Here is a 21,011-nt window from a genome sequence, read left to right on the forward strand (position 1 = left end):
CCACAAACCCGGGGCACCCGCTCGATAAGCGCCCGTGTCGATAGACGCGAGGCGTGCAGCATGCGATGTACCCGGGTATGAACTGTCTGATGCTACGCGCGCCGAAGATCGCCGCGCGATTCTCAAATCTGCCTGACCAGCGCCGCGTTCCCGGATCTTCCCGGCGTGAACACCGCCGCCGATACGCTCGACGAGCTTGAGCGCATGGCGCAGGAAGCCGTCGAGCTTATGTACGAGGACAGCAGCGATGCTATCCCGGCACCGACCTATGACATCCACAAGCTGCACGCGCACGAAGTGGACGACGGCACCGGCTGCTGGATGTTCGTTGACATTGATCTTGCGAAGGTCAGCAGCAAGGCTATTCGCTTGAACATCAGTCTGCCCGAACGGCTCGTGCATCAAATTGATGCTGTGGCCGAGAAGCGCCAAATGTCGCGCTCGGCATTCCTGGCCATGGCGGCTCAGCGCGAGATGGAACACGCGTGAAGCGCTAGGTATTGAATCACGACTGACACATACGACCGAGGCCGGGATAGGTGAACCGCCGGAAGCCCTATGGCGGAAAGCAGCAGGAGTCGAACCTACCTGGGAACGGCTGACGCCCCCGTGACCGCCCAATGCGCACATCAAATCCCTATCGAATTGGCGGTGCCGATTCGAGACATGGACGTAGCGGACCATCCTGGCGACAGCGCCGTTTCAGGTGAACTGCCAGCTCGACGAACGGCTTCCGATGCCGCGTCTGGATTCGCGGCTGGCGTGATATCCCACGGCACATCCATGATCCGGCGTGGCCGCAGGTAGCCGCTCGAGTCGACGTCAAGGAATCCCGCCCGAGAATCGTGCATATATCGATCAAAGAATCGGAGAAGATTTGGGGAGAGCGCCGGGGGATTGAGCCAGGCGTTCCAATAAGCTAGCTGCTTTTCATCGAGTGGCTTGTTGAGCGGGTGCTCGCCCCCGGCCCCGTCGATCGTACGCCCGTACTCATCTCGATCTGTGTGCCAAAGATGCGTGAGCCAAGCGCGCCAATTCATCGTCTTGGACTCATTGGTCATGCGCCCATGAAGCTGTCGAATCCGTTCGAGTTCTGCATCGATGGTGGGATTGACGCAGCTCACGCCCTTGTAAATGTCGAACGGACTGTGACCGAAACGAATCTTCAACCAAGCGTAGTAATACCGCATGTGCTCGAAAACCTGCTGCTCTAGACTGCCCGCAGCCCCCACCGTACGCATGTACTCGTCGAAGAGCGATTTGACTTCTTCGTCGTACTCGAACAACTCCGATAGCCCCGCCTTCTCGGCCTGCTTAGGCGAATGAAATTTCACGCCACTGATGATCGCTTCCAGTCGCATCTTATTCAGCGGAATTCGCGCGTAAAGGTCTGAACGCGCCTGCTCTTCGGGGCGATAGCCACCACCGACATCCGAATGCACACCAGGCATCACGATCTCTTCGTATGTCGCGTCGGCGCCGCGCACCGGTGTGAGGGGAAAACACGCCCGAAGTTCGTGAGCAGCCACAATGTGAAAACATCGCTCGACCTGAGGAGGCACATGCGTTTGCATGTCGGAGAGGTTGCTCGCAGGTAAACCCACCGATTCGACCGTATCGAAGATTCCCAAGAAGCGGAAATGGAGTGGTGCGGACTCTCCATCGACAGCTGTCGGACAAGGCCAGTGGGGAACGCCGTCCTTCATCGTGCATTTGTCCAGCAGTCGATTCACGAACGCTCGGGCTAGCGTCGCGCCCCGTGAAAAACCAAAGACGGCAATGTCGATTCGACTCACTTTTCGGTTGTACTTCAAAAGGTCTCGAAAATCGCCCTCAGCCTTGGACAGGCGAGCATCCCATCCCAGGCCAGCACCTCCACCCAGTGCTTCACTGTCGCGCAGCTTCTCCCACCAGCCAGCGTTGCTCGCGTCAAGCGGAGTGCCGACCCCCGGATAGTACTTCGGGACGATCAGTGGAGACTCGTCACGATGCGCCCAATATAGTCGGGCGATGTTCGACAGCTTCTTCGGTTTCTCATCGCGTTCCAGATTGTTACCCGTTCCGTCAAAGAAGAAACTAAACCAAGGTTGCTGTTCGCAAGTTGAACAGGTCAGGAAATTTTCCTTGTAAAGCCTAGTTCCATTCTCGAGCATGCGAAGCAGGTTCATCGGGTCGTCAGTGATCAAATCCTGCATGTCACTCCCCCTTGTGACGCATCACTCGCTCGCCCGTGAATAGCCTGTCCACGCGCGGATTCTTTGGATCGAAATCGTCACCCGAAAACAATTCGGCTTCTACCTCGTACCCCGGGAAAAACCTCACAAGAAGATAATGGTGTCGGCGCAAATCCGTCGGCATCACCCCGGATATTTCAACGTTGCGGCTATGGACCATCAACTGACGCTCGCTGCCCTCAATCGTCGCTATCCGCCAAACAACCTGGACAGTCTGCCCGACGCCCCGGATGGGGGCGCAGCACTGAGTTTTTCCGGTTCCTCCGTCTGAGAACTCCTTGACCTGAAATCCCGCTACGCCGGTGCGCTTGCCATCCAATGTTCGAATCGAAAAGTCATGAATGTAATCCTCGGTGTAGTTCGTACTCCACGCGGAGACGTCCACGTTGCCGTTTGATATCAAACCGCCTGCACATCCCCCCAGCGCGCCCAGCATCGCTGCGAAACAAATCACGCGTATCCACTTCACTGTTACTTCTCCCTTGTGATCCATTCCCGCGTACGGTGTGTACGAGACACGTGAAGGTACGCAATGCGCGCTTCGCCAGCAATGAGCAAAGGCCCAAAATGAAGTTTGGGAAGTTAAACAGATTCAGCGTTGATTGCCTTGCAGCCGACACGAATGCTATGGACTTGATTTGCCTCACCGTCCATAGACCGCAGGGCGAGCTTAATTTCGACAAGCGACACATCTACGTGTCGGGAGAGTTGGTGGTTCAGCAAACAGGACGAAGCTGAAGTTGCGAAGAAGAAGCCACAGAAAGCCTTGTGGCGGAAAGCAGCAGGAGTCGAACCTACCTGGGAACGGCTGACGCCCCCAACCGGGTTTGAAGCCCGGCCGCATCACCGGATACGGATGCCTTCCTTCGTGCAACGAAATGACTGTCTAACGATTACGTATCGATATCGCGTTGATCTCGATAAAAACGCCACGCGAAACCTCGCGTGGCGTTTTTTGCTATGCCGTGCCCCAAACCACGCCGGGACGCCGCACATGCGTATCGCCAACGCGGCGAGTATAGCCCGCGCGGTCGAAGAATTCCAGAATCTGCACCGCCCGTTTGCGCCCTAAACCTGTCGCATCCCGGAACCCGCCCGCTTCGATCCGGCCATCACCCTGCGCTACCAATTCGGCTAGCGCCTGCACGCAGGCATCGTCATAAAACAGATCCTTGACGATCTGATGCACCCGCCCCTGTCGCGCCAATTTGCGCAGCACCGCGCGCACCCGCTCTTCCGGCGCGCTCACGTCGCGCCCGAGATCACGCACCCACGGTGGATCGAATCGGCCCTGCGCAATGCGCGGCAACAACGCCTCTGCCAACGCCGTCTCTTCCGCACTCATCTCCACGCGGTGCGTCGGCAAATGCAACCATGCGCCGGTACGTGTCAACGAGCCGTCCGCCACCAGCGCCTGCACGATCGCACGCCAACGCGTCGCCTCCAGCGCAGGCCATGTCATCCGCCCCAGACGCGCCGCATCAAGCCCCGGCTCGTCGGACAATCGCGCATGATAGTCGCGCAGCACGTCGAGCACGCGCGTGCGCATCGCCTCCCACGGCTGCGGCGCAAACGCCAGCGACTCGCCGTCTGCCGCCGCCAGTACCACGGCATCCGACGGCCATTGCCACGTCGTCGATGACAACCCGGTCAGCGCCGTCACCTGTGCACTCGTCAGCCCCTGCGGCGACTGCGCCAGCAACCCTGAGAGCCCTTCTCCATCCAGCGTTCTCGCCATGGCATCGAGCCACGCCAGCCGCGCCACCGACCGCCGCTTTCGCTCCGGCCCCGCCGGATCCAGCACTCGCCCGCCACCCACGGTCGCCGTCGCCTGCGGATTGCGCACAATGAACCGGTCACCCGGCATGGTGCACACCGGCGTGTCGAACACCAGTTGCACCCGCATCGTGCCGCCCGGCGCAAGCGTGTCGCCATCGAGCAGTACCGTACGTGCCTGCACGTGGGTCGTGCCCAGATGTACGTGCAGCGGAAACCATTGCGTCAGCGGCGCATTACCGTCGAGCCAATGCAACTCGACGTCCACATGCGTAGAAGGTGCCGAGAGTCCCGGTGCGACGATCCAATCGCCACGGTTGATCTGATCGCGCTCCACGCCCGCCAGATTCAACGCGCAACGCTCCCCTGCCCGGCCGGCTTCGACGGCACGATTCTGCGCATGAATGCTACGCACGCGTACCGGCAAGCCCTGCGGCATCAGCGTCAACGTATCGCCCACACGCACGGTTCCGGCGAACGCGGTGCCGGTGACCACCGTGCCATGACCCGCCAGCGTGAATACCCGGTCGACGGCCAGACGAAACAACGCGTCGTCACGGCGCGCCGCATTGCCCGCCGCCTTCAATGCCTGCGCCGCGTGCGTCAATTGATCACGCAACACCGCGACGCCCGCATCGCCCGGCGTGGTTGCTGACACCGGTACGATCTGCGCGCCCGCCAGCGGTGTGTTCGCAAGCCACTGCGTGATCTCGCGTTTGACCCTGCCCAGGCGGGGGATATCGACCCGATCCATCTTCGACAACGCCACCACGCCCTGACGTACGCCCAACATCGTGAGAATCGCCAGATGCTCGCGCGTCTGCGGCATGACGCCGTCGTCCGCCGCAATGACCAGCAGCGCAAAGTCGATGCCGACCGCACCCGCCGCCATCGTATGAATCAACTTCTCGTGGCCCGGAACATCGATGAAGCCGAGGACTTCACCATCGGGCAGCGGTGTATACGCATAGCCCAGTTCGATGGAAATGCCACGCGCCTTTTCTTCTTTCAGACGATCGGTGTCAACGCCGGTCAGGGCACGCACCAGACTCGTCTTGCCGTGGTCGATATGACCCGCCGTGCCGACGATCATGCGCGCAACTCCGCGAATTGCAGCGTCAGGCACGCCTCGTCGCTCGCCTCAAGGCAGCGAAGATCGAGCCACAACGTCTGGTCGGAAATGCGTCCGATGACCGGATACGGCAGCCCGCGCAACGCCGCCTCAAGCTTGGCCAACGCGCGTCCGCTGCCGCGCTTGCCACCACCCGCCGGGGCAATCGCCAGTCCATAGCTCGGCAGTTGTTCAACAGGCAGCGCACCACTGCCGATCTGACTCACCATCGGTGCGGCGGCAACGGTATAGGCGTCGCCCAGCGACTGTGCCAGCACCGGCGCGAGCCGCTCGGCCTGCGCCGCCATTTCAGCGCGCGTACGTGTCAGCAAACGCAGCGTCGTCAGGCGCTCGGGCAGATGTTCAGGATCACGATACAGACGCAACACCGGCTCAAGCGCCGCCAGCGTGAGCTTGCCCACGCGCAACGCCCGCTTGAGCGGGTGCTTCTTAATTTTGGCGATGAGATCTTTGCGGCCTACGATCATGCCCGCTTGCGGACCACCGAGCAGTTTGTCGCCCGAGAACGTCACCAGATCGGCACCGGCGGCAATGGTCTCCTGCACCGTGGTTTCATGCGGCAGGCCCCAGCGCTCGAGAGGCGTCAGGGTGCCGCTGCCCAGATCCACCGCCACCGGAATGCCATGCGGCTTCGCAATGGCTGCGACTTCCGCGACCTCCACGCTCTTGGTGAAACCCGTGACCTCGTAGTTGCTGCAATGGACCTTCATCAGCAGCGCCGTCTTCTCGCCGATGGCGTTGCGATAATCCGCCGCGTGCGTGCGATTGGTCGTGCCGATTTCAACGAGCTTGGCGCCCGCGTGGGTCATGATGTCGGGAATGCGGAACGCACCGCCAATCTCCACCAGTTCGCCGCGCGACACGACGACTTCGCGTCGCTTGGCCAGCGTCGCCAACATGAGCAATACTGCCGCCGCGTTGTTGTTGACCACCGTGGCCGCTTCACCGCCTGTGAGCTCGCAGAGCAGCGGCGAGATCAGATCGTCGCGATCGCCCCGTCCGCCCGTCGCCAGATCGAATTCAAGATTGGCAGGCGACGTCAGCGCCTGCATGACCGCGTCGACCGCAGCCTCAGGCAACAACGCGCGTCCAAGATTGGTGTGCAACACCGTGCCCGTCAGATTGAACACCGGACGCAACGTCGCACGATTGCGTGCGACCAGCGTTCGCGTCACACGCGCGGCAAAGGCTTCGGGCGCCAATGCATCGCGCGCCAGCGTTCCCGCGAGCGCTTCGGTGCGGCAAGCGTCCAGATCGGCACGCAGTGTTGCAGTCACCTGCGTGCGTCCGAAGTCGGCGAGCGCCGCCTGAAAGTCGGGCATGCCCAGCAACCGGTCGAGCGACGGCAACTCTGCCGCGCCTACCGGCGCAAGATCGTCCTCGGCCATGTCGTTACTCCTCGGCGTTTTGCCAGAGCAGCGGATTGCCGTTGGCGCGTGCGTAGCCCGCTTCGCCCATCAACACGTCGAGCGCCAGGCTCGCCAAGTCGTCGGCAACCGGTTCCACGAACGGGTCTTTGTCCTGATAGAAAATCTTGCGGTAGCTGTGACAGTCGTCGCATGACTCGGCACGGCTCGGCGACGACGCCACGCGCTTGGCGGCTTCGTCGAGTTTGGGCCGGCCGGATTCCGTCAACTCGGGGGCTTGGGCCGCGCCAGCCACATCGTCGGCAGCCTGCGCCGGATGGGCTGCCTGCGCGAAAAGATCGGCCTTGGCACTGGCTTCGCCCTGCTTGTCGACCACGTGATACGCCACGTGCTCGCTCGCTTCGCAATGCGTACATTTCACGCGCACCATGTGCCATTCGGTCGAACACAGACCACACGCGAGATAGCGATAACCTTCGTGAGCGCCGCCAATGCGCACCACGCTCGCCACCGGCAGCGTGCCGCACACGGGGCAGATATTCGGCACGTCGAGCATCGGCACCTCGCCGGCATCGAACGTGCTCGCCACACCGGTCCACAGCACTTGCAGCGCCGCCATCAGAAACGGTGCGCTCGCGGCATCCACGCCCTTGCCATGCCCGGCCAGCAGCGACTGTGCGGCGGTGTCCAGCGTGGCGGCGTCAGCGTTGCGAATGCGATCGAGCACGCCGCGCACCGCCGGCGGCGAGTCGGCTTGTGCAGCCACCGCGTCGAGCAGCGGCGTGAGCAACGGCTTCCAGCGGCCGACTTCATAGCCGCTATTGGCCGGCACGAGCGGCATGCAATGCTGCTGCGCCTGCGCAATCGATTCCGCGGACGGACGTTCCGCCACGAAGTTCTCGATCTCGCTGCGCTGCGCGTCGACCAGTGCGGCCATTAGCCGCAGGTAGTCGCCCAGCGGATGCCCCTCGGCAAGCTGACGCAAACGCGCCGCACGCGTCGAAAAAATCTCGGCGCGTTGCGGCATGCGAAGACGGGGGATAGCGGTGCGATCGAGGGACTCGATCTGTCCGGGTTGAAGGATGCGTTGCAAGGTGGCTGGCCTCGTAGGAGCGTCCAGCCACCGGGGCCGGACTTACTTGTTGAGCTGCTTGTACCAGGCGCGATGGTGTTTCCACGCCCAGCCGCGAGTCACGGTGCCACGTGTCATGGCACCCACGGACCCTTTGATCCAGATCGCCGCGTAGATGTGCGTAATGATGCCGCAAATCAATACGAATGCACACACCGCGTGCACGTCGGAGGCGAGTCGAATCACCCAGATCGGGAAGTAGAACGCGAAGTACGCACGCCAGATCACGATCCCCGACGCGAGCAGTCCGAGCATGCACAGCACCATCACGTAGAAGAGCAGCTTCTGCCCGGCGTTGTAACGCCCGACTTCCGGCAGATTCTCCTCGCGATTGTTCAGCACATCGCCGATCTTCATCATCCACTCGCGGTCGCGCGTCTCGAACTTGTTGTAGCGGGCAAGCCGCAGTGCGAGCCACACAAAACCGGCAAACATCACCAGACCGACAAAGGGATGCAGAATCCGCGTCCACGGCCCGCCACCGAACAGGTTGGTGAGCCAGAACATCGACGGATGGAACAGCGCCAGTCCGGACAGCGCGAGCAGGATAAACGTGCCCGCGACAATCCAGTGGTTGATGCGTTCCGCCGCGTTGTAACGCTGAATCAGATCGTCCTTCGGATGGCGTTCATGCCCGGTGTACGACGGATGACCCTCATGGTCCGGCTGACCCGGACGGACCTCACGTTCGCTAGGTTCGTGCGACATCGTCAGACCTCCTCGTGCGTGGCAACACCCTTCGGACCGTTGCCGGGGTCATCGCCCTTGCGGGACGCATCGTACCGGCGGGCTTCCTCTTCATCCTCTTCGGTCGTCTCGTTCGGACCGGTCTTGATGTAGTGGAAGAAGCCGGCAATCGCGGTGAACGCCATCGCGGCCACGCCCAACGGTTTCGCAATGCCCTTCCAGAACGTAACCATCGGGCTGATGCGCGGATTATCCGGCAGGCCGTGATACAGCGACGGCTTGTCGGCATGGTGCAGCACATACATCACGTGCGTGCCACCCACCCCAGCCGGGTCGTACAACCCGGCGTTATCGAAGCCACGTGACTTCAGGTCTTCGATGCGCTCTTCCGCCTGATCCTTCATGGCGTCTTTGGTGCCGAACATGATCGCGCCGGTCGGACACGTCTTCACGCACGCCGGCTCAAGCCCCACGGACACGCGGTCGGAACACAGCGTGCACTTGTACGCCTTGTGGTCCTTCTGCGAGATGCGCGGAATATTGAACGGACACCCGGTGATGCAGTAGCCGCAGCCGATGCAGTTCTCTTCGTGAAAATCGACGATGCCGTTGGCGTACTGCACGATCGCCCCCGGCGACGGGCAGGCCTTCAGGCAGCCCGGGTCCTCGCAGTGCATGCAGCCGTCCTTGCGGATCAGCCATTCGAGGTCGCCCTTCGGGTTTTCGTACTCGGTGAAGCGCATGAGCGTCCACGAGTCTGCCGACAAGTCGCGCGGGTTGTCGTACACGCCCACGTTCTCGCCGACTTCGTCACGCAGATCGTTCCACTCCATGCACGCGGTCTGGCAAGCCTTGCAGCCGATGCACTTCGAGACGTCGATCAGTTTGGCGACGTCGCCCGTGTGCGATTCACGCACCGAGGGCGACGGCAGCGTGGTCGCCGAGCGCCGTTTGATATCAAGTGATTGCAATGCCATGGCGCCTCCCTATGCCTTCTCGACCTTCACCAGGAACGACTTCACTTCCGGTGTCTGCGAGTTGCCGTCGCCGACGATCGGAGTGAGCGTGTTCGCAAGGAAGCCCGGTTTGGCAACCCCCTTGAAGCCCCAGTGAATCGGAATGCCCACGTGATGGACGGTCTTGCCGTCGATCTGGAGCGCCCTCAACCGCTTGGTCACCACCGCCTTGGCCTTGATGAAGCCGCGGTTGGACGACACCTTGACCGTGTCGCCCGCCACCACCCCGACCTCCTTGGCCAGCGCTTCGCCAATTTCGACGAATTGCTCGGGCTGGATGATCGAGTTGAGCAGCGCGTGCTTGGTCCAGTAGTGGAAGTGCTCGGTCAGACGATAGGTCGTCGCCACATACGGGAATTTATCCGCAGTCCCCATCGTCGCCAGATCGTCCGGGAACACGCGGGCGCCCGGGTTGCTGGTGACCTTGGGGTTCTTCGGATGCAACGGGTTGTAGCCCAGCGGCGTCTCGAACGGCTCGTAGTGCTCGGGGAACGGCCCTTCGGCCATGCCCGCCTTTGCGAAGAAGCGCGCCACGCCTTCGGGGTTCATGATGAACGGGCCCATGCCGCCGGCCGGATCTTCATCCACCTTGAAGTCGGGCACGTCGGCGCCCACCCACGACTTGCCGTTCCACGAAATCAGCTTGTGCTTCGGGTTGAACGGCTTGCCGGCCACGTCGGCCGAGGCGCGGTTGTACAAGATGCGCCGGTTGGCCGGCCATGCCCACGCCCAGTTCAGCGTCTGGCCGATGCCGGTCGGGTCGCTGTTGTCACGGCGCGCCATCTGGTTGCCAGCCTGCGTCCACGAGCCCGCGAAGATCCAGCAGCCCGACGACGTACTGCCGTCGTCCTTCAACTCGGCGAAACCGGCCAGTTGCTCGCCAGCCTTGCGCGTGACCTTGGTCGGGTCTTTCGGATCGACCAGATCCTTGAGCGCTTTGCCGTTGTACTCCTTGGCGATTTCTTCAGGCGACGGGCTCTCTGCCTGTGCATACGGCCACGAAAGATTGACGATCGGGTCGGGATACTTGCCGCCCTGCGTCTTGTACATCTCGCGCAGACGCAGGAACAGGCCCGACATGATCTCGATGTCGCTGCGTGCCTCACCCGGCGGCTCGGCACCCTTCCAGTGCCACTGCAACCAGCGCCCGGAGTTGACGAGCGCACCGTCTTCTTCCGCGAAACAAGTCGTCGGCAGCCGGAACACCTCGGTCTGGATCTTGCTCGAATCGACGTTGTTGTGCTCGCCGAAATTCTTCCAGAACTCGGACGTCTCGGTCGCGAGCGGGTCCATGATGACCAGGAACTTGAGTTGGGCCAGTGCGGAATCCCACTTGACCTTCGCCGGGGCCGCCGCAATCGGGTTGAAGCCCTGTGCGATGTAGCCGGTGATCTTGCCCTTGTTCATCAACTCCAGCACTTGCAACAGATCGTACGGCTTGTCGAGCTTGGGCAGATAGTCGTACGCCCAGTTGTTCTCGGCCGTGGCCGCATCGCCCCACCACGCCTTCATCAGGCTGACGTGGAACTTCGGGTAGTTCTGCCAGTAGCTGAGCTGGTTCGGGCGCAGCGGTTTCTGCGTGCGCGCCGTCAGGTACGTCTCAATCGACTGCTCGGCCTGCTTGGGCAACGACATGTAGCCCGGCAGCAGGTCGGTCATCAGCCCCAGATCGGTCAGCCCCTGAATGTTGGAGTGACCGCGCAGCGCGTTCATGCCGCCGCCCACCGCACCAATATTGCCCAGCAGCAACTGCACCATGGCACCGGTACGAATGATCTGCGAGCCGATCGAGTGCTGCGTCCATCCCAGTGCATACAGGATGGTCATCGTGCGCGTAGGCGTCGAGCACTCGGCAATCTGCTTGAAGATGTACTCGACCTTGTCGGCCGGCGTGCCGCACACCCGCTCGACCATTTCGATCGTGTAGCGCGAGTAGTGCTGCTTCATCAGTTGGAAGACCGTGCGCGGGTGTTGCAGCGTGGGGTCGGTGAGCACGAAGCCGTCCGCGCCCTTCTGGTAATCCCAGGAGCTGCGGTCGTAAGTGCGCTTCTCGGCGTTGTAGCCGGAGAAGAGCCCGTCTTCGAACTGAAACTCGTCTTTCACCAGGAAGGTGAAGTCGGTGTAGTTCTTGACGTATTCGTGTTGAATCTTGTCGTTCGTGAGCAGGTAGTTGATCAACCCGCCGAGGAAGACGATATCCGTGCCGGTACGAATCGGGGCGTAATAATCCGCGACCGATGCCGAACGGTTGAAGCGCGGGTCAACGACGATCAGGCGCGCTTTGTTGTGCGCCTTCGCCTCGGTCACCCATTTGAAACCGCACGGGTGTGCCTCGGCTGCGTTGCCGCCCATGATGAGAACCAGATCCGCGTTCTTGATGTCGACCCAATGGTTCGTCATCGCTCCACGGCCAAACGTCGGGGCAAGACCTGCCACCGTCGGGCCATGTCAGACACGTGCCTGATTATCGAATCCCAGCATCCCGGTACTGCGGATGACTTTATGAGTGAGATAACCGACTTCGTTGCTCGACGCCGACGCGGCCAGCATGCCGGTCGTGGTCCAGCGGTTGACCGTCATGCCGTCGTCGGTTTTCTCGACGAAATTGGCATCGCGGTCGGCCTTCATCAGCTTGGCGATGCGATCGAGCGCGTCGTCCCAGGAGATGCGTTCCCACTTGTCGGAACCGGGCTTGCGGTACTCGGGGTACTTGAGGCGGCTCGGACTATGGATGAAGTCGATCAGGCTGGCACCCTTCGGGCACAGGGTGCCGCGATTAACCGGGTGATCGGGATCGCCTTCGATGTGGAAAACGCTCTTCTTCGCGTTCTTGGCACCGTCGCCGTAGCTGTACATGAGGATGCCGCAAGCGACAGAACAGTACGGACAGGTGTTGCGGGTCTCGGTCGCACGCGCGAGCTTGAACTGGCGAACTTCGGCCAGCGCAGCGTCGGGTGCGAACCCGAGCATTGCCAGGCTGGACCCTGCCAGCGTTGCGCCACTCACTTTGAGGAACTGGCGCCTGGACATATTAAGCATGGGGGAATTCTCCTCAAATCTTTGGAAACTTTGCGGGAGTTTGTTGAGTATAGAGCAAAGTGTTGAGCGTTTTCCGTGACTTAGCACAAACCATGCCGAAAATGTCGTTGCAGTGCACAACGTGGGAACTTCCCCAACAATTTGGTATTCTGAGCGTCACTTTGGTCACCGTCCCCCGAAGGTAATGGATACATTGCCCCCTGTAGATGATGTGACGGACCTGATCGCCTGTCCCAATTGCGACACGCTGCACCGTCGCATGGATCTCCCGCCGCACGAGACCGCCCGCTGCGTACGCTGTCACTCGGTGCTCTATCGCTCTCCCGACCTTCGCCTGTCGCGCGTGCTCGCGCTCACGGTGACGTGTCTGATCGTCTTCGCCATTGCCAATGCGTTCCCGATCGTCGAGATCGAGGTGCAAGGCATCTATACAGAGACCACGCTCATCGGCGCCGCCTGGGCGCTCTATCGCGAAGGCATGTGGCTGGTGGCCCTGCTCGTGTTCGCGACGACGGTGCTGTTTCCCCTGTCACAGCTGCTCGCGCTCGTGCACCTGATCGCACCACTCTCGGTCGGCCGCCGGCCGCGCGCCGTGTTTGCCGTGATGCGCGCCATCGAGTTCTGCCGTCCGTGGGGCATGATCGAAGTCTTCATGCTCGGCGTGCTGGTGTCGCTGGTGAAGCTCTCGGCCATGGCGAGCGTGTTGCCGGGCATCGCGCTCTGGGCCTTCTGCGCGCTCACCGTATTTCTCGCGATGGTGCTGTCGTACGACCTGCGCAATCTCTGGCAGTTGATCGACCGCACGCCGGACCCTGTTGCCCAGGACGCCCACGCCAAGGCCATTGCCCGTTCCCGCAACGATCGCGGGACGGTGCCCCGATGAAGTACCTCACCGCGAAAGCGGCCGGGTTGGTGGCCTGCCACGTCTGCGGCCGGCTCGCACGCGAAGTCAAAACGGTGGAAAAGGAGCGCTGCCCGCGTTGCGGCGCGGTGCTGCACCAGCGCAAGGTCGACAGTCTGGCGCGCACCTGGGCCTTGCTGATCGCGGCGGCCATCCTGTACATTCCCGCCAACCTCCTGCCCATGATGCAGACGCGCTCGCTGCTGGGTAACTCCAGCGACACCATCATGAGCGGCGTGATCTATTTCTGGACCAGCGGCGAATACGATCTGGCCATCGTGGTGTTCACGGCCAGTATTCTGGTGCCCATGCTCAAGCTCATTGCGCTGTCGCTGCTGTGCTTCACGGCGCAGCGCGGTGCCCGCTGGAAACCGCATCAACGCACGAAGCTCTATCACATGGTCGAATTCATCGGCCGCTGGTCGATGCTCGATGTTTTCGTCGTGGCACTGATGGTCGCGCTCGTGAATATCCAGTCGCTGGCCGTGATTCAGGCTGGCCCCGGCATCGTGGCCTTCGGCTCGGTGGTGGTGCTGACCATGCTGGCCTCCATGCAGTTCGACCCGCGCCTGATCTGGGACCAGATCCGCGACGACGACACCGAACAGGACGACCATGACTGACCCGAAAGACGAGAAAAACAACAGCGACGCGAAGCATCCGCCGGCCGGTGCCGACGATTTGCCCACGCCCGCCATCGAGCGGCGCAAGCGCTGGGCCCCGTCGCTCGTCTGGTTGATCCCGCTCGTGGCCGCCGTAATCGGGCTCTCGCTGGTGGCCAAGGTCATCGTCGAGCGCGGCCCGACGGTCACCATCGACTTCAAGACGGCTGAAGGCCTGGAAGCCGGCAAGACCAAGGTCAAGTTCAAGGAAGTCGATATCGGCACGGTGAAAAACATCGAGCTCTCCGACGACCTCTCGTATGTGCGCGTAACGGTCGATCTCACGAAGAACGCCAAGCGCTTTGCCGTCAAGGATTCGCGCTGGTGGGTGGTGCGTCCGCGCGTGGCCGGCGGCAGCGTCTCGGGCCTCTCCACACTGCTCTCGGGCGCTTACATCGGCGCCGACGCCGGCAAGACGAAAGACACGGCGGATCACTTCGTCGGCCTCGAAGTGCCGCCGGTCGTATCGAGCGGTCAGCCCGGCAAGCCGTTCATTCTGCACGCCGCCGATATCGGCTCGCTCGACATCGGCTCGCCGATCTACTACCGCCGCATTCAGGTCGGGCAGGTCGAAGCCTATTCGCTCGACGCCGATGGCAAGGGCGTCACGCTGCGCGTCTTCGTGCAGGCGCCTTACGATCAATATGTGGGCACGAACACGCGCTTCTGGCATGCCAGCGGCATCGATCTGCGACTCGATTCGAGTGGCTTCCAGGTGAACACGCAGTCGCTCGCGTCGGTCGTCATCGGCGGCATCGCCTTCCAGGCACCGTCGGACGCCGGGGCAGGCGTGATGGCCAAACCGGGGCAGGAATTCCGCCTCGCGCCGGACGAATCGACCGCCATGAAGGCACCCGACACGCATCCGGTGCGCGTGGTGTTCCGCTTCCAGCAATCGCTGCGAGGCTTGGCAGTGGGCGCGCCGATCGACTTCCGGGGCATCACGCTCGGTGAAGTCACTTCCATCGGCGTGGAATTCGATCAGGCCACCAAGCGCATCGCCATGCCGGTGACAGTCGAGTTGTATCCGGACCGCTTGCGCCGTCGCGACGCGAAGAACAACCTGCCGCAAAACGAACTGGCGAGCCATCAGATTCTCAACGCGCTGGTGGCGCGCGGCCTGCGCGGTCAGCTGCGCACGGGCAACCTGCTCACCGGCCAGTTGTACGTGGCGCTCGACTTCTTCCCGAATGTCGCGCCCGCCAAGGCCGAGGATGTCGACGGCGTGCTCGTGCTGCCGACGGTGCCCAACACGCTCGACCAGTTGCAGCTTCAGATTGCCGACATCGCCGGCAAGCTCGACAAGATTCCGTTCGACACCATCGGACAGAATCTCAACTCGTCGCTGGCCAAGCTCGACAAGACGCTCGACAGCGTGCAGGGCCTGTTCAAGCAACTCGATACCGAGATCGCGCCGGAAGCCAAGGCAACGCTGGGCGAAGCGAAGAAGAGTTTCGGCGCCGCCGAGCGCACGCTGTCCGAAGACGCCCCGGTGCAGCAGGATGTGCGTCAGGCCATGCAGGAACTGACCAAGACGCTGCGCTCGCTCAACACGCTCGCCGACTATCTGCAACAGCACCCTGAAGCGTTGTTGCGCGGCAAACCGAAGGATCCGCAACCATGATGAGGCCGACCGATATGTTCCGTAGCTCCCGAAGCATGTTGGGTCGCCGCGCCGTTGCGTCGGCTGCCACCGTCACGACGGTTGGGCTGGTGCTGGCGATGGCGGGTTGTGCGTCGCCAACGCCGAGTTTCTACACGCTTGCGGGCGCAGGTGGCGCGTCGAACACAGCCAATGTGGGAACCAACGCGCCCGCGACGCCGTATGCCCTCGAAGTGTCACCGGTGGCGGTGCCCGAGCAGGTCGACCGCCCGCAGATCGTCGTGACCAAGGGCGGCGGACAAGTCGATATTCTGGAAGCGTCGCGCTGGGCGGCACCGCTCAAGAACGAACTGACGTCGACGATCTCGCGCGGCTTGACGCAACGTCTTGGCGCAATGGATGTGTATGGGCTGCCGCGCGCCGACGGCGTGACGGTCTATCGCCTGTCCACGTCGGTGCAACGCTTCGAGTCGGTGCCCGGCGAACAGGCTGCGCTCACCGCCGTCTGGACGGTGCGCCGTGTGCCAGGCGACGTGGTGCTGACCTGCCGTTTCAACGGCACTGAGCCCGCATCTGGCGGCATTCCCGAGGTGGTCGCCGCGCAGCGCAAGCTGGTCGGCCAACTGACGGACAGCATCGGCCGCGCCATCGCCACCAGTGCGCAAGGGACGACGCCCCGCTGCGACGGGTAATACCGCCGAAGCACACTAGAAATGAAGCGCAGGGCATCGGAAATATCCGATGCCCGGCAAACTCCATCGGCGCATCACGCGTCGCTCAGACGCGCTCACGCGCCAGATACATTGCTTCACGGCCCACGATGGGCTCACGCGTCGGCATGATGACCGTGCAGCCATCGAAAGGCGCGACAATCTGCTTGTCGCCGTCCGTCGCCACTAGTTCATCTTTGCCGAACACTTCGAACCCGATGACCGGGCGCGCGAAGCGAAACTCCGGCGTCTGCACCACGTGCGTCTCCACCAGTTCGAAACGGCGTCGCGCGCTCGCTTGGGGCTCGGCGTCGCCTGCCTCACTCGCTTCAATGAGCCCGAAGTGCGTGAGGAATTTCGTCGCGGCGGCAATAGCAACTGCGGCGCTCGAAGGCTTGAAGTGTTGCCCGCACTCGATCACGACGGCGGCGCCCGCTGTTGAGGCTGCCTCGCCAAATCGCCCGAACTGGATCAACGGCGTGCCGGACCCAAGCCCCTTGGGCATGATCAGATGCAAGCCGCACACGTCGATGGCTTCGGCCAGCGTGCTGTTGCGTTGCGCGTCCGGGTACACCCAGAACGGCGGAACATCGAGCGACGTCGAGTGAATGTCCAGCACGTGATCTGCCGCGTCCACGAACGGGGCCAGTTCTCGCATGCGCCGGATTTCCGGGCTATCCGATTCCCCCTGCAAATACTCGTCGGACCAGATCCGGTTCAGGTTATGCACGAGTTGACGGCTCGCGAAGGGTTTCGATTCGTCAAAGCTCTCGTAGGCTTCGACGTTGGCGAAAAGCAACGTCAGTTTGCCCCGCGCCGGACGCACGCCCCGGTCGAGCAAATGCGTCACGGCATGCATGCCGCAAAACTCGTTGCCGTGCACGAGCGAACTGATCAGCAAATGCGGCCCGGGCAGCCCCGAATCGAAATGATGAACGTAGTCGGTGCCCGTGTTCCCCGCTTTGTACGCGGAGATATCTCGATACATTGCCTTGCTGTTTTGTGTGTCCATGGTGACCAGAGTGCCCGACGAATCGACGGCATTATAGGGTGCAACAGGTCACGGCCGGGCACTGCACCCGCCTTGCAACGCCTAGAAAATTTACGGATTGCGCAATCGATTACGAGATGTTTAAGATATTCGAGACCTTGCCCGCATCACGACGGTGCGGCGGGTCGACATAACTCGAATATCGGAGACAAGCCATGCCCACCCTTATCCGGCGCGCGATTGCGTGTGCCGCTTCTGCGCTCGCCCTCGGCGCATTCACCGCCAGCTTCGCCCCGGCTGCCCACGCGGCAGCCATTTCCGACGGCGTCGTCAAGATCGGCGTGCTCACCGACCTGTCCGGCGTGTCGAGCGATAACGCAGGCAAAGGCAGCGTGCTTGCCGCCACCATGGCTATCGACGACTTCGCCAAGGACCACAAGGTACTCGGCGCGCCCATCGAACTCGTCTCGGCCGACTCGCAAGGCAAGACCGACACGGGCGCGACCATCGCGCGCGAGTGGTACGACCGCGACAAGGTCGACATGATCACCGACCTCACCTTCTCGAACGTCGCCCTCGCCGTCGACCGCATCGCCGACGAGAAGAAAAAGATCGCCCTGGTCACGGGCGCCGGTTCGTCGGCCATCAGCAACGAGCAGTGCACGGCGCATAGCGTGCAATGGATGTACGACACGTACGCGCTGGCCAACTCCACATCGCAGGCATTGCTGCGCCGAGGCCTGAAGTCGTGGTACTTCATCACCGCCGACTACGCCTTCGGTCAGGCACTGGAAAAAGACGCTAGCGAAATCCTCACGCGGCAGGGCGGCAAGGTCGTCGGCTCGGTCAAACACCCGGTCAACTCGCCCGACATGTCGTCATACCTGCTGCGCGCGCAAACCTCGGGCGCTCAGGTCATCGCACTGGCCAACTCGGGCACCGACACGCTCAACACGGTCAAGCAGGCGTCGCAATTCAACATGATTCAGGGCAGCAAGCAGGTCTTCACGCCGCTGCTCTCGCTCATTACCGAAGTGCACGGCATGGGCCTGAAGAACGCCCAAGGCATGATTCTGACGAACGGCTATTACTGGGATCAGGACGACCGCTCGCGCGGCTTCGCGCAGCGCTTCTACGCGCAGCACAAGAAGATGCCGACGATGATGCAGGCAGCCGTCTACTCGGCGGTGCTCAACTATCTGAAGGCGGTTCAGGCGGCCGGCACCGACGAAGCAGACGCCGTGATGGCCAAGCTCAAGACGATGAAGATCGACGACCCAGTAATTCGCAACGGGCATATCCGTGCGGACGGCAAGCTCGTGCACGACATGCTGCTCGTGCAGGTCAAGACGCCCGCAGAGTCGAAGGGGGACTGGGATCTTTACAAGATTCTCGAAACGATTCCGGCCGATAAGGCATTCGCGCCACTGGCCGAATCGAAGTGCTCGCTGGTGAAGAAATAAGCCCGGCGTGACCGGTCCGCTGTGCGCCGTTGCAGCGCACAGTGCGACGCACGGGCAGTCATCGCTGTGATGACTGCCCGGGGTACTGCGCTATCCGTTACTGCCCTGCCACACCCGCGACTGCCGGACGTTGCTCCTCCACCCGGCGGAACACCAGCGCCGAGGCCAGTGTAATCAGGCCGACGCACACGAACGTCATCCGGAAGCCAGCCACGGTGCCGCCCACGCCAAGCTCGCCCGCCTCGCCCGCCAGATGGCCGAAGAGTGCCAGCAGTTGACCACCGATGGTCACACCCAGCCCTAGTGCGAGCATTTGCGCCATGGAGAACAGGCCGTTGCCCGCGCTGGCACGACGCGCGCCGAGATCCTTGAGCGTCACACTGTTCATGGCCGCAAACTGCATCGAGCCCGCGCCGCCGAACACAGCCAGTTGCACGATGCCCAGCCACATCGGCCAGCCCGGCCCGAACAGCGCGAAACTGGCAATCGAGCCGCCCACCACGGCCGTGTTGACCATCAGGAAGCGCGTGTAGCCGTAGCGCTTGACCAGCGGCGTGACCATCCGTTTGACGACAATTCCGGCGAGCGCCATGGGCAACATCGTGAGGCCCGAGATGAGCGGGCTGTAGCCCATGCCGACCTGCAATAACAGCGGCATCAAAAACGGCACGGCGCTGCTGCCGATCCGTGCGACCAGATTGCCGAGCAGCCCCAGACTGAAGCTACGTGTCTCGAAGAGTTCCAGCGGAAACAGCGGCGCGGCACTACGGCGCGCGTAGGGCCAGTAGCCGACGGTCGTCGCCACGCACAGCAGCGCCAAGGCCACAGACGGCGCCCAGCCAGCTTGTGGAAACGGATGATCGAGCGCCAGCGTGAACGACACCATGGCCACCGACAGCATGGCGAAGCCAATCCAGTCGAAGCCGGTCTCGATGACATCTTCCTTGGCAGGTCGTGGCAGATAGCGCCGCACTGCCAGACTGCCGATGACGCCGATGGGCACGTTGATCAGGAAGATCCAGTGCCACGACGACACCTCGACCAGCCAGCCGCCCAGCACCGGCCCCATCATCGGGCCGACCTGTCCGGCAATCGACACAAACGCCAGCGCGGCGAGATATTGCTCGGCGGGAAAGGTGCGCAGCACGGCGAGCCGGCCGATCGGCAGCAGCATCGAGCCGCCTGCGCCTTGCAGCACGCGCGCGACAACCAACTGCGGCAGCGTGTGCGCCATGGCGCAGCAGATCGAGCCCAATACGAAGAGAAGAATCGCCACGAAGTACACGCGGCGTGTGCCGAAGCGGTCAGCAAGCCAGCCCGACGCGGGCGTGAGCATGGCCATCGTGAGGGAATAGGCGACCACCACAGGCTGCATGCGCAGCGGGTTCTCGCCGAGGCTGGCGGCCATGGCCGGCAGCGCCGTGTTGACGATGGTGCCGTCGAGCGCCTGCATGAAAAAGCCCGCCGCTACGATCCACAACAGGGCGGTGAGTGACTTGTCTTGCTTCATGCGGCGAGGGGAGAAGGCTGGGACGGCACGCGCGAAGGCCGTGCCGTCTCAAGAATTAAGCGAAAGCCGAATTCTATCGCGCCAAATCTCCCGGGGACAGGGGAAAAGACGGGGGGAAAGGACGGGGGAAGTCTGTCAGGCCGTGGTGTTCACGCGCGTGCCGGTGGTCTTGCTCGGGTCCATCAACGTCTGGATCTGTGCGCGAATCGTCATCGCCTGTGCCGACAGCGTCTGCACTTCCGCCATCTTTTCTTCCGGCGGGATCGAGTCGTTGTTGCGCACGGCTTCGAGTTGCGCCATCACCTTGGCCAGCATGTCCTTGAGCTTCTGGATGGTCTGCTCGACGATGCCGTTGGCGGCAGGGCCAGCGTTGCCCGCACCACCCGCCGCGCCTGCCCCACCGGCCGCTGCGCCGCCGATCGCCTTCGCGGCATCGCTGGCGTCGCGCACGGACTTCACCATATCGGCGTCGATCTTGCGCGAACTCGTACCGTTATTGTTGGCGTCAGGCGTGGTGGTGGACGCCACCGGCGCCATCGTCGTGCTGCCGTCGGCGGGCTTTGCCGCCTTGTCAGACGTGCTGGAAGTATTGGCCGTGGCAGCCGTCCCGGCCTTCTGACCGGCGACGTTTCCGCCCCCCGCCGCCTGCGCCTTTTCGGCCTGTTGCGACTGGATGTGGGCTTGCCAGACGTCGAGCAGGCTGGAAGTCGAGCTGTTCTTGACCGCGATGATAGTCATGGAGAGGGGGGCACTCCGCAAGGAAAAATGGTAAGGATTCGAAAGTTATT

At 62.5% G+C, this 21,011-nt stretch carries 17 protein-coding genes and 2 tRNA genes; 6 read left to right on the forward strand and 13 right to left on the reverse strand.

Features of this window, described 5'->3' with window-relative positions:
• The first annotated feature begins 165 nt into the window (after positions 1 to 165).
• Entirely contained in the window at positions 166 to 489 is a 324-nt protein-coding gene (locus AT302_RS17915) for a type II toxin-antitoxin system HicB family antitoxin (RefSeq protein WP_237171955.1), read from the forward strand.
• A gap of 70 nt (positions 490 to 559) precedes the next feature.
• Here the strand turns inward: AT302_RS17915 and AT302_RS27685 are convergent.
• From AT302_RS27685 to fdnG, 10 genes are all read right to left on the reverse strand, one after another.
• Positions 560 to 637: transfer RNA gene (locus AT302_RS27685), tRNA-OTHER, on the reverse strand.
• Entirely contained in the window at positions 630 to 2,195 is a 1,566-nt protein-coding gene (locus AT302_RS17920; RefSeq protein WP_084656310.1) for a T6SS phospholipase effector Tle1-like catalytic domain-containing protein, read from the reverse strand. The genes AT302_RS27685 and AT302_RS17920 overlap by 8 nt, the downstream gene beginning before the upstream one ends.
• Position 2,196: 1 nt before the next feature.
• Positions 2,197 to 2,727: a DUF3304 domain-containing protein gene (locus AT302_RS17925; RefSeq protein ID WP_058379599.1), complete on the reverse strand. Its 531-nt coding sequence runs from the start codon at positions 2,725 to 2,727 to the stop codon at positions 2,197 to 2,199.
• 276 nt (positions 2,728 to 3,003) lie between these two features.
• Positions 3,004 to 3,099, reverse strand: a tRNA-Sec gene (locus tag AT302_RS27690).
• A 93-nt stretch (positions 3,100 to 3,192) separates the two neighbouring features.
• Positions 3,193 to 5,103 (reverse strand): selenocysteine-specific translation elongation factor, encoded by a 1,911-nt coding sequence (gene selB / locus AT302_RS17935; protein WP_058379601.1) that lies wholly within the window; start codon positions 5,101 to 5,103, stop codon positions 3,193 to 3,195.
• A complete protein-coding gene (gene selA / locus AT302_RS17940) occupies positions 5,100 to 6,530 on the reverse strand; it encodes an L-seryl-tRNA(Sec) selenium transferase (protein WP_058379602.1) in 1,431 nt (476 codons plus the stop codon). The genes selB and selA overlap by 4 nt, the downstream gene beginning before the upstream one ends.
• 4 nt (positions 6,531 to 6,534) lie before the next feature.
• Positions 6,535 to 7,602, reverse strand: a complete 1,068-nt coding sequence (gene fdhE, locus AT302_RS17945) for a formate dehydrogenase accessory protein FdhE (protein ID WP_237171956.1) — start codon at positions 7,600 to 7,602, stop codon at positions 6,535 to 6,537.
• Positions 7,603 to 7,644: 42 nt separating this feature from the next.
• The gene (locus tag AT302_RS17950) at positions 7,645 to 8,349 is read right to left on the reverse strand and encodes a formate dehydrogenase subunit gamma (protein ID WP_237171957.1); all 705 of its coding nucleotides are present in this window, start codon (positions 8,347 to 8,349) and stop codon (positions 7,645 to 7,647) included.
• Positions 8,350 to 8,351: 2 nt separating this feature from the next.
• Positions 8,352 to 9,305: a formate dehydrogenase subunit beta gene (gene fdxH / locus AT302_RS17955; RefSeq protein WP_058379604.1), complete on the reverse strand. Its 954-nt coding sequence runs from the start codon at positions 9,303 to 9,305 to the stop codon at positions 8,352 to 8,354.
• Positions 9,306 to 9,314: 9 nt separating this feature from the next.
• Complete coding sequence (fdnG, locus tag AT302_RS17960) at positions 9,315 to 12,383, reverse strand: formate dehydrogenase-N subunit alpha (RefSeq protein ID WP_157125824.1); 3,069 nt, start codon at positions 12,381 to 12,383, stop codon at positions 9,315 to 9,317.
• A 259-nt stretch (positions 12,384 to 12,642) separates the two neighbouring features.
• Here fdnG and AT302_RS17970 point away from each other — a divergent pair, with 259 nt between their 5' ends.
• Genes AT302_RS17970 through AT302_RS17985 form a run of 4 tightly spaced genes read left to right on the forward strand, consistent with a single transcriptional unit; the run spans position 12,643 to position 16,241 of the window.
• Complete coding sequence (locus AT302_RS17970) at positions 12,643 to 13,266, forward strand: paraquat-inducible protein A (RefSeq protein WP_237171958.1); 624 nt, start codon at positions 12,643 to 12,645, stop codon at positions 13,264 to 13,266.
• Positions 13,263 to 13,907 (forward strand): paraquat-inducible protein A, encoded by a 645-nt coding sequence (locus AT302_RS17975; RefSeq protein ID WP_058379608.1) that lies wholly within the window; start codon positions 13,263 to 13,265, stop codon positions 13,905 to 13,907. Before AT302_RS17970 ends, AT302_RS17975 begins: the two co-directional genes overlap by 4 nt.
• A complete protein-coding gene (locus AT302_RS17980) occupies positions 13,900 to 15,570 on the forward strand; it encodes a PqiB family protein (RefSeq protein ID WP_058379609.1) in 1,671 nt (556 codons plus the stop codon). The genes AT302_RS17975 and AT302_RS17980 overlap by 8 nt, the downstream gene beginning before the upstream one ends.
• Positions 15,567 to 16,241 (forward strand): PqiC family protein, encoded by a 675-nt coding sequence (locus AT302_RS17985; protein ID WP_084656312.1) that lies wholly within the window; start codon positions 15,567 to 15,569, stop codon positions 16,239 to 16,241. The genes AT302_RS17980 and AT302_RS17985 overlap by 4 nt, the downstream gene beginning before the upstream one ends.
• Before the next feature lie 85 nt (positions 16,242 to 16,326).
• Here the strand turns inward: AT302_RS17985 and AT302_RS17990 are convergent, their stop codons facing one another.
• Entirely contained in the window at positions 16,327 to 17,271 is a 945-nt protein-coding gene (locus tag AT302_RS17990; protein ID WP_058379611.1) for a M14 family metallopeptidase, read from the reverse strand.
• A 194-nt stretch (positions 17,272 to 17,465) separates the two neighbouring features.
• Here AT302_RS17990 and AT302_RS17995 point away from each other — a divergent pair, with 194 nt between their 5' ends.
• Positions 17,466 to 18,713, forward strand: a complete 1,248-nt coding sequence (locus AT302_RS17995) for an ABC transporter substrate-binding protein (RefSeq protein WP_058379612.1) — start codon at positions 17,466 to 17,468, stop codon at positions 18,711 to 18,713.
• Between the two features lie 97 nt (positions 18,714 to 18,810).
• Here the strand turns inward: AT302_RS17995 and mdtD are convergent, their stop codons facing one another.
• The gene (mdtD, locus tag AT302_RS18000) at positions 18,811 to 20,223 is read right to left on the reverse strand and encodes a multidrug transporter subunit MdtD (protein WP_058379613.1); all 1,413 of its coding nucleotides are present in this window, start codon (positions 20,221 to 20,223) and stop codon (positions 18,811 to 18,813) included.
• A gap of 135 nt (positions 20,224 to 20,358) precedes the next feature.
• Positions 20,359 to 20,961 (reverse strand): FlxA-like family protein, encoded by a 603-nt coding sequence (locus tag AT302_RS18005; RefSeq protein WP_058379614.1) that lies wholly within the window; start codon positions 20,959 to 20,961, stop codon positions 20,359 to 20,361.
• Positions 20,962 to 21,011 lie beyond the last annotated feature (50 nt).

The organism is Pandoraea norimbergensis (assembly GCF_001465545.3).
Taxonomy (GTDB): domain Bacteria; phylum Pseudomonadota; class Gammaproteobacteria; order Burkholderiales; family Burkholderiaceae; genus Pandoraea; species Pandoraea norimbergensis.